Source organism: Micromonospora lupini (genome assembly GCF_026342015.1).
GTDB lineage: Bacteria > Actinomycetota > Actinomycetes > Mycobacteriales > Micromonosporaceae > Micromonospora > Micromonospora lupini_B.
In genome coordinates this window covers 2,259,231-2,273,264 of sequence record NZ_JAPENL010000002.1, presented here as the reverse complement: position 1 = coordinate 2,273,264, position 14,034 = coordinate 2,259,231, and the positions used below count along the sequence as shown (strand labels likewise).

The following is a 14,034-nucleotide window of genomic DNA, read 5'->3' as shown; positions in this document are numbered from 1 at the left end:
GCATCAGTTGCTGGCAGTAGGAAGACCTGTCCCGGGAGGAGGACGACGCCGTGGCGCTCGTGCGCGTTTACTGCGGTCTGGCCTCGGCGGATCCGGCTGACCGACCGGCCTCGGCCGGTTCGACGCTGACGTCCGCTGTGGTCGACGACGCAGGCCGTCTGCTGCATGTCTGCGAGATCGGCGACGACGCCGCTGGCTACGCCCAGCTCGTCGCGCTGCTCGTGGAGCGGTCGGGCGGGCCGAGCGGTGCGGCCATCGCCGCCGACAGCGACGACCACACGGTCACCTCGCTGTTGAGCGCGGCGGGTCGGCCCCTGGCGATCGCCGACGACGACTCGGTGGACGACTTCGCCGAACGGTTCGCCGACGACGACTCGCTGGAGGAGATGCAGTCACCCCCGGCCGAGCGTCGGGCCGTCGGTCTGGCCCGCGCGTTGCAGGCCGGTGCGCTCTCCGCCGTCACGCTGCCGGCTCCCCGGGACCTCGCCGGCTACAAGCAGGTGCTCTCCGCGCACGCAGCCCTGGCCAGCGGCCGACACTCCGCTGCCGTGGCGCTGCGCGAGGTGCTGCGGGAGCTCTACCCGGCGGCGCTACGCGCATATCCGGATCCGGCCGAGCCGGTGTCGCTTGCCGTGCTGGACGCGCTGCCCGAGCCGGGCATGCTCGGCGGCACCATCGCCCGGGGCCGCGAGGTGTCCGTCGCCGCGGACGCCATCGCCGCGCATCTCGCGGCGGACGGGGTCGCCGACGCCGAAGAGATCAACGAGGCGGTCACCGCGCTGCGGGTGGCCATCTCGGAGACGCCGCGCCGCGCCGCCGTCAACCGGGCGCTCACCTCCGCCGTGGCCGAGACCGTCCGGCAGGCCGTCGCCTCCGTCCGGGCCTGCGACGCCGGCTGCGAGGCCCTGGTCAGCGCGCTCAGCGCCCGGGTCAGCACGCCCGCTCCGGCCCCCGGTCGCCGGGCCGCCGCCCGTCGTGGCGAGTCGGTCGGCGAGCTGACCGGCCTCGCCGGCACCAGCGCCGGTCTGCGCTCCGTCCGACCGACCCCGGTCACCGCCGAGCCGACACCCGTCACCGGCCGACGCAGCCGACCCGAGCCGGCGCCGGGCAGCCCTCCGCTGGCGTCGCCACGCCCGCTCGGGCCGCCGCCTGTCGCCCCCGCCCCGGTCACCCCGCCACCCGTCGCCCCCGCGCCGATCGCACCGGCCGCTGTCGCCGGCCCGCCGGTGTCCGCGCCTCCCGGGCGCGCCGAGCCCATTCCGAGCCGGATCGACGGCCCGACCAACAGGCCGGTCTCGTCACCGCCGCCCCCGCCGCCGGGGATCACCCCCATCGCGCCGGCCCAGCGCGGCGTGGTGCCGCCCGCCGAGGCGGGCGAGCCGTTCCGGCCGACGCTCACCACCGCCGCCATCAACCACGCGCGGGCAGAGCGGCAGCGTACGGTCATTCCGCCCCGCCCGAAGACCAACGGCGAGCGGCAGAGTCACGCGCAGCGGCCGGTCGAGGAGCCGCCCACCGGCGGGTTCAGCGCCACCGACCTCAGCATTCCGGTGCCCGCTCCCCGGCCTGGTCAGGAGTCGGCGCCCCCGGGTTCCCGGGCGAACTGGCCCCTGGTCAACAACCCGGAGGACCCGGCCGACAGCTCGCCGAACAACCCGGTCGCCTACCCGTACGGCGGCGGCCGCATCGACGCCCCGACCGACCCGGGCCGGGCCGACGGACGAGTCACGCCGCCCTGGCTGGCCGACGACCTGCCCCAGGAGCCGCCCATGCTGCGGCTTGTCGAGCCGCCGCCGCTTGCGGACCGGGCACTGCGGGAGGGGCTCAACCCGCCCCCCGGTGACCCCCGCCTGGAGACGCCTCCGCTGCGGCTCGTCGACCGGGAGCAGGCCGCCCGCAACAACCGCCAGGCGCCCCGCGTCGAGCGGGCCCCCGAGCACCGGCCGCCGCCCCCGATGGAGCACCGACCGCCGCCGATGGAGCACCGGCCGCCGCCGGTGGCCGACGAGGGCGACGGTGACCTGCTGATCTTCGCGCAGGCCAAGTCGGCGTGGTTCGTCGGGCACACCGAGGAAGAGTCCGACCTGGACTGGTCGACCACCGCCGACACCGGGTGGCAGGCCGCCGAGCAGGCAGCCCGTCCCGCGGTGGGCGCCGAGACCAACGCCGGGCTGCCGAAGCGCGTCCCACAGGCCAACCTGGTCCCGGGTTCCCCGCTGCGCGAGGAGCGCCCGCTGCGCATAGTGCGCGACGCGGCGAGCCTCGCGGAGAACACCACTGGCTACTTCCGCGGCTGGCGTCGCGGGCAGGAGATCGGCGGGTTCGCGGTGGGTGGCAGGCCGGGCCGGGAGGCCGCCGGTGGCTGGGACTTCAGCCGCGACCACGGGGACCGCGACGACGACCGGGAGTACGAGTACCGCTCCGCCGGCTACCAGTCCTGAGCGCCCCTCTCACGTACGCGTTCCTTCCGCCCTCAGCCGAACACCGGCTGGGGGCGGAAGTGCGTTCAGGGGCCAACCAGGCCGGCCCGACACACGCGCGGGTACGGCGGTCGACCCACGGGGGCGCACACGCAAGAGATCTTGGCAGGAAGATGCCCCCGCAGGGGCGGAGACCTGCCAAGATCTCTGAATCGGTGCGGCGGGCAGCAGTCAGCGCCCGGTGGCGGCCAGGGCCACCACCGGGCGCGAGCGCGTCCCGGTCAGGCCGGTGCGACGGCGCGCGTACGGCGCATGGTGAGCACGTACTCGACAAGCGAGATCAGCACGTGCTTCGTCGACTCCCGGTTACGGGCGTCGCAGGCCACCACCGGCACGTCGCTCGAGATCGCCAAGGCGTCCCGGACGTCCTGCGGGTCGTGGTACTGCATCCCGTCGAAGCAGTTGATGGCCACCAGGTACGGCAGCCGCCGGTGCTCGAAGAAGTCGATCGCCGCGAAGCAGTCGGCCAGCCGGCGGGTGTCCACCAGCACGACCGCGCCGATGGCGCCCCGCACCAGTTCGTCCCACATGAACCAGAATCGGGTCTGACCCGGCGTACCGAACAGGTACAGGATCAGGTCACGGTCGATCGAGATCCGGCCGAAGTCCATGGCCACCGTGGTCGTCGTCTTGCCCGGCACCTGCCGGGTGTCGTCGACGCCCACGCCAGCGGAGGTCATGATGGCCTCGGTGGTCAGCGGCGTGATCTCCGAGACCGAGCCGACCAGCGTCGTCTTACCGACGCCGAATCCACCGGCGATAACGATCTTCGCCGACGTCACGCGCCCACTCGGGTTCGGTGGGCGGTGCGACATGTCAGAGCCTGCGAAGTCCACTCAGCACCCTCTCCAGCAGTTCAGTGCCCACCGCGTCGTCGGAGTCGTCCAGGATGGTCGGCTCGTGGACCGCGACCAGGCCGTCCGTCGCCATGTCGGCGATGAGCACCCGGGCCACACCGAGCGGGAGCTGCATCCGCGCCGCGATCTCGGCGAGCGATTGCACGCGTCCGTCACACAGCGCGGCGATGTACTGGTGTTCGCGGCCCTGGCCACCGTTGCCATTGGCAGTGGCCCGGCCGCGCACCGTCGTCTCGACGAGCGCCTCCAGCGCGATGTCGAGCCGGGGACGGGTTCGACCACGGGTCACGGCGTATGGACGGACCAACGCTCCGGTCGGTTCGTCACGATCGGCCATGTCGCCGCTCACCTCCTTCGCACCCCGTACCGGCTCCCACCGGTGGAACTCGTCGTTCTTGTCGTTTCAGTTGCGCCGACCGCACGATCGGCGGGACGTCAGCCCAGCATGCCCGCGGCCGCACGCGGCTGCGGGGTCAGGGCGTCGCCCACCCGGTCGACCAGGAGCGCCATCTCGTAACCGACCTGCCCGACGTCGGAGCTGCGGGCCGCCAGCACGGCGAAGGACGAACCATCCGAGATGGACATCAGGAACAGGAAGCCATTGTCCATCTCCACGACGGTCTGGAGCACCGCGCCTCCCTCGAAGCAGCGGGCCGCCCCCTGGGTCAGGCTGACCAGACCGGACGCGATCGCGGCGAGCTGGTCGGCCCGATCCCGCGGCAGATCCCGTGACGACGCGAGAAGCAGGCCGTCCGCCGAGACGGCGACCGCATGTGCGACACCGGGCACCCGGTCGGCGAAGTTGGCAAGCAGCCAACCAAGATCCTGCGTAGTTGTCATCCTTCTTGCTCCTTCTGCCCGCTCCCGGCCGCTGGGCCTGAGCCAGACTGCGAGGATTGCTGCCCTCCCGGAGTCGCCTCCGGGCTGGTCGGGTTGTCCGAGGTGCTACGCCCTCGCTGCACGCCCCGGTGGTAGGCGGAGAGCAGGCCACGGACCGCCTCCGGGGAACGTCGCTGGACCGAGGTGGTGGGCTTCTCCACCGCGCCCGGCACCAGCTGCGCCATCGGCTTGCGCTTCGGCAGACCGGTCGTGGTGGTCTCGTTCACCGGCACCGCGGTGGCCGCTGCCGAGGCGGCACGCCAGCCGTCGTCGGCGGCGGTCTGCCAGCCGTTGGTCGGCGATTGGGGCCGGCGGTTCGGAAGGCTCTCGGCGAGGCCGGGGCGTGTGCCCCCGTTCGCTGTCGACCCGTTGTCCCGCGGCGCTCCTCCGGCCGTCGGAGTGTCTGCCATCGGTGTGTTACCTGTCGTCCCGGGTGATGTCTTGTGGACTGCCCGACCGGTGGCCTCGACCGTCGCGAACTGCTGGGTCGCGTCACCGCCACCGCCGTTCGCCGCCGGCTTGTCGGCTGCCGCGGCCTCTTCCGATCCCGGACGGCGGGTACGGAACCAGGCGGACTCGAGCTCCCGGAAGATCGGCAGCTCCATGGTCTCGTCCGCGTACCGCTGGCGGTTCTGGGCCTGCGGCTGCTGCGGTGTCGGGCGGGTCTGCGGCGGCGACGCCTGGGCCTGCCGAGCCTGGGCCTGCCGAGCCTGGGCCTGCCGAGCCTGGGCCTGCGGGGCCGGAGCCTGCGGGGCCGGAGCCTGCGGGGCCGGAGCCTGCGGGGCCTGGGCCGCCCGAGCCGGCGGCTGGGCCGCGGTGCTCGGCTGGTCGCCGGGGCGCGGTATCCGGGGCAGCTCCGTCGTCATGTCCAGGGCGGCGGCGAGCCGCTCGGGAACCGGCGGAGTCTGCGTGTCCCGCTCGCCGCCGGGCACCGGCGGCCAGGCTGGCGGCGCCGGGGTGTTGGGCGCCGGGGCGGGCGGGGCGGACCGGGGCGTGAAGCCGCTGAACGACTGGCCGGAGGCCGGCGGCGCCGAGTACGGCTGACCGGACGCCGGGGTGGCCGAGACCGGCGACGCCGACACCGGCGGACCCGCGTACGGCTGACCGGAGGCGGGAACGGCGGACACCGGCGGGCTGCCGTACGGCGCACCCGAGTAGGGCTGACCCGAGTAGGGCTGGCCGGATGCCGGCGAGGACGAGACCGGCGCACCGGAGTAGGGCTGCGCGGAGACCGGCGGCGCGGAGTACGGGTACGCCTCCGGGCTGCTGGGCAACTGCCGGGGGATGGTCGGCTGCTGACCGGTGGTCGTCGGCTCGTCGCCGGCCCGCCGCTGCGGCAGCGGGTCGATGGACTGGCCGTTGGCAGTCCGGGGCGTGAAGCCGTCGCCGCCGTTGACCCCGTTCGTGGCGCTCGCGCCGGTCAGGTCCGACCAGGCGGGCATCGAACGATACGCACCGGTGTTGGCGGGCGTGCCGGCGCCGTTGCGCGTTGCCGGGTCGAACGGCCGGCCGCCCAGGGTGACCTGGTTGCCGGACTCGCCGGGGCGAGGCCCGTTGCCCAGCGCGGGCAGCGCGCCGAGGACCGGGGCGGGCCCACCGTGCTGCGGGCCTGCGGCGGGCAGGGCCGGCGGCTGCTGCACCCGGCCGGAGAGCGCCCGGGGCACCAGCACCGAGGTGGGCAGGGTCACGTCGGCGACGGTCCCGCGGTCCGTGCCGGGGCGCAGCTCGACGCGGACGCCGTGCCGGGACGCCAGGCGGGCGACCACGACCAGGCCCATCATCCGGGAGACGGCCACGTCCACCTGCGGCGGCGTCGCGAGCTTGTCGTTGAGCTCGTGCAGCTGCTCGCGGCTGATGCCGATGCCGCGGTCCTCCACATAGAGCGAGGCGCGGTCACCGACCCGGCGGGCCTCCACCATGACCTGCGAGTCCGGAGGAGAGAAGGCGGTGGCGTTGTCGAACAGCTCGGCGACGAGGTGCACCAGGTCGTTGACCGCGTGCGCGGCGACCTCGATGTCACGGTCGATGACCCCGAACTCGATCCGGGTGTAGTGCTCGACCTCGGACTGCGCCGCGCGCAGCACGTCGATGAGCGCGGCCGGCTCGCGCTGCACGCGGGTGGAGTCGGCGCCCGCGAGGACGAGCAGGTTCTCGTCGTTGCGGCGCATCCGGGTGGCCAGGTGGTCGAGCTGGAACAGCTCGGCCAGTCGGTCCGGATCCTCCTCGCCGCGCTCCAGCCGGTCGAGGTGCCCGATGAGGCGGTCGACCAGGATCTGCGAACGACGGGCCAGGTTGACGAACATGGTCGCGACGGAGGCACGCAGGGCGGCCTGCTCGGCGGCCGTCCGGACGGCTTCCAGGTGGACGGCGTTGAACGCCTCGGTCACCTGACCGAACTCGTCCTTGCTGCGGACCGGCAGCGGCTCGGCGATCTGGTTGGCCAGCTGCACCGGGGAGAGCTGCCCGACGACCTGCGGGTCACGGAGTCGGGCCACCGCCTGCGGCAGCCCGTACTGGGCGACGGACAGGGCGCCCTGGCGCAGCTCACGCAGCGAGCGGGCCATCGAGCGGGCGACCAGGTACGCGAAGAGGATGGACAGCAGCAGCATGCTGAGCAGCAGGCCGGTCTCCAGGAACACCTGGCGCTGAACGTCCGAGCGCAGGTTGTCGGCCTCGGCGACCACGTCACCGTCGAGCTTCGTCTCGACCGCGCGGATCAGCTTGGCGTTGGCCGTCATGGCCGCGTCCCACTGGTCGGGGCCGAACGGGGCGCCGCGCATGTCGCCTGTGGTGTTGCCGTCGATCCAGCCGGTGTAGTTCTGCGCCTCACGACGGTCACCGCCGGCGACCGTCTGATCGTGGAACTTCGCCTCGTCGGGGCTCGCGACCGCCTTGAAGCTCTGCAGAGCCTGCTGCTGGCCGGTGCCGCTGGCGATGTAGTCGGTGCGCAGCGCCGGCGTCAGACGCTGGCCGCCCTGCACGCCCAGCGCACGGTGCACGACGACGCGGCGGACGGCGAGGAACTCCTTCTCGCGGGCTACCGCGGCGGCGGCGCGCATCCGGTCGCTCAGGTCGTTGTTGCCGGCGAGCTGGGTTGCCGAGTCACGGATGGCGAGCAGGTCGTTGATCAGACCCTCGTACGCCTGGATGGCCTCGGCGAGCTTGAGCTTGCCGTTGAACACCTGACTGCGGACGCCCGGCAGCTCCTGCAGGTTCTGGTCGATGCCGTCGAGCAGACCTTCGAGGCTGCCCGGCAGGTCCTCGACGTCGCCCCGCTGCTGCCGGTACGGGCTCGTCGCCTGGTCGACCCGGGAATTGACCCGGTTGTAGGCCTCCTGGTACTGCGCCTTCGGCTGCGTCCCCGTGGCCTGCAGCAGCAGCACGGCGGTGGTCCGCTCGTCCTGAAGCGTGTCGACCAGGTCACCCGAATAGCTCGACAGGTTGGCCAGGTCGCCGGCTCGGTTGGCATTGTTGAGCGTCTCCAGGTGGTCGACGAGACCACTGGTGCCCACCACGACCGTGGCGATGGTCGGCACGATCATGATGAGACCGAGCTTGGACCAGATCGGCATGTCCCGGAGCCGGCTGGCCGGCCGGCGCAGCCGCGACAGGAAGGAGCCCGCCGTCTTTGGCCGTTTGCTCACGTCACCGCCCTCGCGATTACAGCTTGAACGCGTTGCCCCGGGCAACGCCCAGCGACCGACCCGGCGGGTCGGACCCCCGAGATTCCATCACGCCGGTCGACAAGAAGAAAGCCCAGGTTGTCACCGGCCGAAGGTGTGATGAGATGTTGATGCGATTTGATAGCAGTCCGTCTGGCCGGAGTAACTGAAGGTAATGGAACATCCCCACCGCGTTGTCCTGCTCGCCGGCCCCTCAGGCTCCGGAAAGTCGTACATAGCGCAGCAAACCGGGTTGCCGGTGCTGTGTTTGGACGACTTCTACAAGGAGGGCGATGACCCTACGTTGCCGCGACGAAACGGCCAGGTCGATTGGGAATCACCGCAGTCCTGGGACGCCCTGACCGCCGTCGAAACGATTGCCCGACTTGCCCGCGACGGCCGTGCCGATGTGCCGGTTTATGCGATCGGCGCGGATCGACGGGTGGCCACCCGGCCATTTGATGTCGACGGATCGCCACTTTTCGTAGCCGAAGGGATTTTCGCCGCCGAGATCGTCGAGGAGTGCCGCCGCCGCGGACTGCTCGCCGGGGCGTACGCGCTGCGCCGCCCGCGCGGGGCGACCTTCCTGCGCCGACTGGCCCGCGACCTGTCCGAGCAGCGCAAAGCCCCCCGGGTGCTGGTCCGGCGCGGCGTGGCCCTGCTGCGGGCGGAGCCCGCGGTGCTGCACCGGCAGATGGTGCTGGGCGCCGAGGCCGCCCGCGCCCGGGAGGTGCTGCGCCGGGTGGCCGGCCTGCTCGCCGGCCACCCGCACGGCTGAGGCGGCCACCCGCCGCACGGTCAGGGCAGCAGCTTGGCGTACGCCGGCTTGATCACCTCGTCGATGATCCGCAGTCGCTCGTCGAACGGGATGAAGGCGCTCTTCATCGCGTTGATGGTGAACCACTGCAACTCACGCCAGCCGTAGCCGAACGTCTCCACCAGCAGCGACATCTCCCGCGACATGGAGGTGCCGCTCATCAGCCGGTTGTCGGTGTTGACCGTGGCCCGGAACCGCAGGTCCCGCAGGAGCCCGATCGGATGGTCGGCGATCGAGGCCACCGCGCCGGTCTGCACGTTCGACGAGGGGCACAGCTCCAACGGGATCCGCTTGTCCCGCACGTACGCGGCCAGCCGACCGAGCGCGCCGTCGGGGGCGATGTCGTCCACGATCCGTACGCCGTGGCCGAGCCGGTCCGCGCCGCACCACTGGATCGCCTGCCAGATGGACGGCAGCCCGAACGCCTCGCCGGCGTGGATGGTGAAGTGGAAGTTCTCCCGCTGCAGGTACTCGAAGGCGTCCAGGTGTCGGGTGGGCGGGAAACCCGCCTCGGCGCCGGCGATGTCGAAGCCGACCACCCCGGCGTCGCGGTGCCGCACGGCCAACTCGGCGATCTCCTGCGAGCGCGCCGCGTGCCGCATGGCGGTGAGCAGGGTGCCCACCCGGATGGTCAGGCCGGCCTCGGCGGCCTGGGCGGCGCCCTCGGCGAACCCGGCCAGCACGGCCTCGACCACCTCGTCCAGGCTGAGGTCCCGTTCCAGGTGCTGCTCGGGAGCGAAGCGCACCTCGGCGTAGACGACCCCGTCGGCCGCCAGGTCCAGCGCGCACTCCCGCGCCACCCGACGCAGCGCCGGCCCGGTCTGCATGACCGCCACGGTGTGCGCGAACGTCTCCAGGTATCGCTCCAGCGACCCGGAGTCGGCGGCGTCGACGAACCAGCGCCCGAGCGCCTCCGGGTCGGTGGTGGGCAGCTCGTGCCCCACCTCCGCGGCCAGCTCGACGATCGTCGCCGGCCGCAGCCCGCCGTCGAGGTGGTCGTGCAGCAGAGCCTTCGGGACCTTGACGATGTCCTCGTACCGGATAGTTGCGACCATGCTCAGACCCTAGCCAGCGAGGGATATGACCGGATGTACCGGCCCGAACTAGGCTGGGCGGCATGGGAGCACCACGGTGAGGGTCCGCCCGCGACGCGGCCCGGTGGCCTGACGTGGACCCCCGCATCCTCGACAGGTTGCGCTGCCCGGTCTGCGGCGACCCACTGGGGCAGGCCACCGACACGAGGGCGCTGCGCTGCCCGCGCCGGCACAGCTTCGACATCGCCCGCCAGGGCTACGTCAACCTGCTCACCGGCCGGGCCCCGCACGCCGGTGACACCGCCGAGATGGTCGCGGCTCGTGCGGATTTCCAGGCCGCCGGACACTACGACGTCATCTCGGCCGCCCTCGCCGCTGCCGCGACGGAGGCCGTCGCCCGGCTCCGCGCGTCGGCCGCGACGCCCACGGACCCTGCCCCGTCCGTCCTTTGCCCTGCTTCAACCGACGCAACGGTTTCCGGACCGAACAAGTGCGTGGAGGTGAGCAGAGCAAAGGACACAACCGCAGGGGTACGGGCCGGGCCGCCGGATGCCGACGTCGGGGCGTACCCCCTCGTGGTGGATGCCGGCGCGGGCACGGGCCGCTACCTCGGCGCGGTGCTGGCGGCGCTGCCGGACGCCGTGGGTCTGGCCCTGGACGTCTCCAAGCCGGCGCTGCGGCGCGCGGCCCGGTCGCATCCTCGGGCGGCCGCGGCGCTCGCCGACACCTGGCAGCGACTGCCCCTCGCCGACGGCGCGACGGCCGTACTGCTGAACGTGTTCGCTCCGCGTAACGGCGCGGAGTTCCACCGGGTGCTCGACCCGGCGGGCACGCTGCTCGTGGTGACGCCCGTCGGCGACCATCTCACCGAGCTTGTGGACGCGCTCGACCTGCTGCGGGTGGACCCGGACAAGCCCGACCGGGTGACCGCCAGCCTGGACGGACGCTTCGCGGCTGTCAGCTCGGCGGTGCACCGCGCGGAGCTGGCCCTGACCCGGCCGGAGGTCGCCACCCTGGTCGGGATGGGCCCGAGCGCCTGGCACACCGACCCGACCGCCCTCGCGGCACGGCTGGCCGCGCTGCCCGAGCCGGTCCAGGTGACCGTGGCGGTCCGACTCGACGTCCTGCGACCTCGCTGACCTCAGGTGGAGAGGTCGACCTCTTCCCAGCCCGGCGGCTCGTCGTGGTACGGCCCGCGCAGGATCACCGCCCACTCCAGCGCCCAGCGTCGCTGCCCGATCGCGTTGGCGTCGACAAGCCCCGGCGCCCGCAGGCCGCCGCGCTCGGTCTCCAGGTAGGCCCAGTCCAGGCAGTAGTGCAGATCGAGCAGGGCCGCCGCGTCGGCCGGGTGCTGCGGCGCGGCAAGGATCCGCGACTGCCAGCGCGAGAAGGTCTCCCCCTCGGCGATGTGCGGCAACCGCTCGACCAGCCGCTCGTCCACGGCCAGTGTGGGATCGAGCTGTTTGCTCAGCCCCAGCACCCAGGCCAGCGCGAAGAGCGCGTCGTGGTGCAGCACGAACGACCGGTGGTCGCCCTTGCCGCCCATCACGAACTGCCACTCCGGCGGGGTGACCATCTCGACCAGGTGCGAGCCGAGCAGCCAGCTCATCGCCGCCTGCGGGGGCATCCCGAAGCAGCGGGCCAGGATGAGGTGCAGCACGGCGATCCGCGCCTCGATCTCCGCACGGGGGCGCAGCTCGATCGCGTCACCCGGCTCCCACACGAGCGGGAACTGGGCCGGCGGCAGCGGCAGCCCGAGCCGGGACAGCTCGTCCAGGCTCGCCTCGCGCACCTCGCGCGGGTCGGGGGCAGGTACGGTCACGGGGCAACTTCCTGTCTGCTCGCGACGGCTCAAGGCCGGCTGTCCCCCCTTGGCCTGCGAGAATAGCGCTCCCAGGTGACGAGCACCACGCCGCCCCGGTCAGCCGATCCGCTCGATGACAAGCGGCGTCGCGGCAGGCGCGTTCGGTGCAATGTGCACCGCGCGACTTGCCTCCGCCAGGGCCGCCGGAATCCGGGACGGGTCCTCGGCGCGCAGCTCGTAGAGGGCGTCCCCGGCCCGCACCGGGTCGCCCGGCCGCTTGTGCAGCACCACACCGGACGGCACGCTTACCGGGTCCTCCTTGCGGGCCCGCCCCGCGCCGAGCCGCCAGGCCGCAACACCCATGGCGTACGCGTCGACGGCCGCGACGTGCCCGTCCTCCTCGGCGCGGACCACCTCGACCTCCGGCGCGGTAGGCATCGGCGCGTCCGGGTCGCCGCCCTGCGCGCGGATCATCGCCCGCCAGGAGTCCATGGCCCGCCCGTCGCGCAGCGCCGCCTCGGGGTCGGCGTCCGGCAGTCCGGCGGCGTCGAGCATCTCCCGGGCCAGGGCGAGGGTCAGCTCCACCACGTCGGCCGGGCCGCCTCCGGCAAGCACCTCGACCGACTCGGTCACCTCGACCGCGTTGCCGATGGCCAGGCCGAGCGGGGTGGACATGTCGGTGAGCAGGGCGACCGTCCGCACGCCGTGCGCACCGCCCAGCTCGACCATCGTGCGGGCCAGCTCGCGGGCCTGGTCGACGGACTTCATGAACGCGCCCGAGCCGACCTTGACGTCGAGGACCAGCGCGCCGGTGCCCTCGGCGATCTTCTTGCTCATGATCGAGCTGGCGATCAGCGGGATCGCCTCCACGGTGCCTGTCACGTCGCGCAACGCGTACAGCTTGCGGTCGGCGGGGGCGAGCCCGGCGCCGGCCGCGCAGATCACCGCGCCGACGTCACCGAGCTGGGCGATGAACTCGTCGTTGCGCAGCGCGGCCCGCCAGCCCGGGATGGACTCCAGCTTGTCCAGTGTGCCGCCGGTGTGCCCGAGGCCGCGCCCGCTGAGCTGCGGAACGGCGGCGCCGCAGGCGGCCACCAGCGGGGTGAGCGGCAGGGTGATCTTGTCACCCACGCCGCCTGTCGAGTGCTTGTCGACGGTCGGGCGGCGTACCGCCGAGAGGTCCAGCCGCTCACCGCTGGCGATCATCGCGGCGGTCCACCTGGCGATCTCCGGCCCGGTCATGCCGTTGAGCAGGATCGCCATGGCCAGCGCCGACATCTGCTCGTCGGCGACCACCCCCCGGGTGTACGCGTCCATCACCCAGTCGATCTGCGCGTCCGACAGCACACCCCCGTCCCGCTTCACCCGAATAACGTCAACAGCAGCAAACCCGCTCATTCTGTGGTTCCTTCTCACGTCGGTGTGAATCCGTCCGGTGCCGGGCCAGCCGCTCGGCGCGCCCCTGGTACGGCGCGGCCTCTCGCCCAGCCGCTCGGCGGGCGGCCTCGCGGTCGCTCGCGGTCAAGCGGTGCGGTCGCCGGCGGTTTCGAGGTCAGCCGGCGGACCAGCGGACCGGGATCTCCAGCGGCGGCTCACCCTCGCCGGCCCAGAAGATGGTGCCGGTCGCGTCGACGACCACCACACGCGGTGTCCGGGCCAGGCCCCAGGTGATCGCCTCGGCCGGATCGTCCCAGGTCGGGGCCTCCTCCAGCACACCGGTCTCGGCGCCCGCGTCGTCCCCGGCCGACCGCTCCCAGTACGCCGTCCAGACCTGCCGCCCCGCCGACATGTCCGGATGCACGAAGACGGTGCCCCGGCCACGCCACGCGGCCAGCCGTTCCGGGACCACAGGCAACGGCGTCTCGCCCGTCACCGCCTCCAGGTCCTCCACACCGAAGGCGTGCGGCAGCAGCTCCGCCATGCGCAGCGGGCGGGTCTTCGTCTCGATCAGGCACTCCGGGCCGCCGTTCTCCCAGAGCAACTGCCGGCACCGGCCGCACGGCATCAGCGGCTCACCCGTGGCGTCGACGCAGGAGAGCGCGACGAGGCGACCGCCACCGGTGGCGTGCAGGCTGGACACCACTCCGCACTCGGCGCACAGCGTCACCCCGTACGCGGCGTTCTCCACGTTGCAGCCGACCACCACGCGCCCGTCGTCGACAAGCGCGGCCGCACCTACCGGGAACGTCGAGTACGGCGCGTACGCGTTCCGCATCGCCTCGGTGGCGGCGGCGCGCAGCCGCGCCCAGTCAATGTCGGTCATGCCGCCATTCTGCCGAAGTAGCCCAGGTCAGAAGCGCGCAGGGCCGTCCCCCCGACCGCGGCTCCCCACGGTCCGGAGGGGTGCACGGTGATCACATGATGAAAAGTAGGTCAGGAACACTCCGAGAACCTCTCTTCCATCACCTGAGCAAGGGTCGTCGACCTGGCCAGGCGGAGCAGCACCTGCGCCCATGCACGCCTTCGGCCGTACCCCGGCGAGGGTGTTGGTTGGGCTCGGA

The 14,034-nt window shown here is 72.9% G+C and carries 11 protein-coding genes; 3 read left to right on the top strand and 8 right to left on the bottom strand.

The genetic code is table 11. From position 1 onward, the window contains the following. Positions 1-26: 26 nt before the first annotated feature. Positions 27-2,441: a transposase gene (locus OOJ91_RS25425; protein WP_266249853.1), complete on the top strand. Its 2,415-nt coding sequence runs from the start codon at positions 27-29 to the stop codon at positions 2,439-2,441. Between the two features lie 260 nt (positions 2,442-2,701). Here OOJ91_RS25425 and OOJ91_RS25420 read toward each other — a convergent pair whose 3' ends face one another. From OOJ91_RS25420 to OOJ91_RS25405, 4 genes are all read right to left on the bottom strand, one after another. After that, on the bottom strand, positions 2,702-3,295 hold the full coding sequence (locus OOJ91_RS25420; protein WP_007455465.1) for a GTP-binding protein: 594 nt from the start codon (positions 3,293-3,295) through the stop codon (positions 2,702-2,704). Position 3,296: 1 nt separating this feature from the next. Then, a complete protein-coding gene (locus tag OOJ91_RS25415) occupies positions 3,297-3,674 on the bottom strand; it encodes a DUF742 domain-containing protein (protein ID WP_007455464.1) in 378 nt (125 codons plus the stop codon). A gap of 98 nt (positions 3,675-3,772) precedes the next feature. After that, positions 3,773-4,177 carry a roadblock/LC7 domain-containing protein gene (locus tag OOJ91_RS25410; protein ID WP_007455462.1) on the bottom strand — a complete coding sequence of 135 codons (405 nt, stop codon included), beginning with the start codon at positions 4,175-4,177 and terminating at the stop codon, positions 3,773-3,775. After that, entirely contained in the window at positions 4,174-7,860 is a 3,687-nt protein-coding gene (locus OOJ91_RS25405) for a nitrate- and nitrite sensing domain-containing protein (protein WP_266248787.1), read from the bottom strand. The genes OOJ91_RS25410 and OOJ91_RS25405 overlap by 4 nt, the downstream gene beginning before the upstream one ends. A gap of 277 nt (positions 7,861-8,137) precedes the next feature. Between OOJ91_RS25405 and OOJ91_RS25400 the strand changes: the two genes are divergently transcribed. Further along, positions 8,138-8,656 (top strand): ATP-binding protein, encoded by a 519-nt coding sequence (locus OOJ91_RS25400; RefSeq protein WP_266249852.1) that lies wholly within the window; start codon positions 8,138-8,140, stop codon positions 8,654-8,656. 20 nt (positions 8,657-8,676) lie between these two features. On the opposite strand, the gene OOJ91_RS25395 is transcribed toward OOJ91_RS25400, so the two are convergent. Next, positions 8,677-9,750, bottom strand: coding sequence for an adenosine deaminase (locus OOJ91_RS25395; RefSeq protein ID WP_266248785.1), 1,074 nt, complete (start codon positions 9,748-9,750; stop codon positions 8,677-8,679). Between the two features lie 113 nt (positions 9,751-9,863). Here OOJ91_RS25395 and OOJ91_RS25390 point away from each other — a divergent pair, with 113 nt between their 5' ends. Further along, positions 9,864-10,868 (top strand): putative RNA methyltransferase, encoded by a 1,005-nt coding sequence (locus OOJ91_RS25390; RefSeq protein ID WP_266248783.1) that lies wholly within the window; start codon positions 9,864-9,866, stop codon positions 10,866-10,868. 2 nt (positions 10,869-10,870) lie between these two features. Here the strand turns inward: OOJ91_RS25390 and OOJ91_RS25385 are convergent, their stop codons facing one another. From OOJ91_RS25385 to OOJ91_RS25375, 3 genes are all read right to left on the bottom strand, one after another. Next, positions 10,871-11,551: a DUF4272 domain-containing protein gene (locus OOJ91_RS25385; RefSeq protein ID WP_266248782.1), complete on the bottom strand. Its 681-nt coding sequence runs from the start codon at positions 11,549-11,551 to the stop codon at positions 10,871-10,873. Between the two features lie 99 nt (positions 11,552-11,650). Next, complete coding sequence (locus OOJ91_RS25380; RefSeq protein ID WP_266248781.1) at positions 11,651-12,931, bottom strand: thymidine phosphorylase; 1,281 nt, start codon at positions 12,929-12,931, stop codon at positions 11,651-11,653. A gap of 154 nt (positions 12,932-13,085) precedes the next feature. Next, entirely contained in the window at positions 13,086-13,796 is a 711-nt protein-coding gene (locus OOJ91_RS25375) for a cytidine deaminase (RefSeq protein ID WP_266248779.1), read from the bottom strand. Positions 13,797-14,034: the final 238 nt, after the last annotated feature.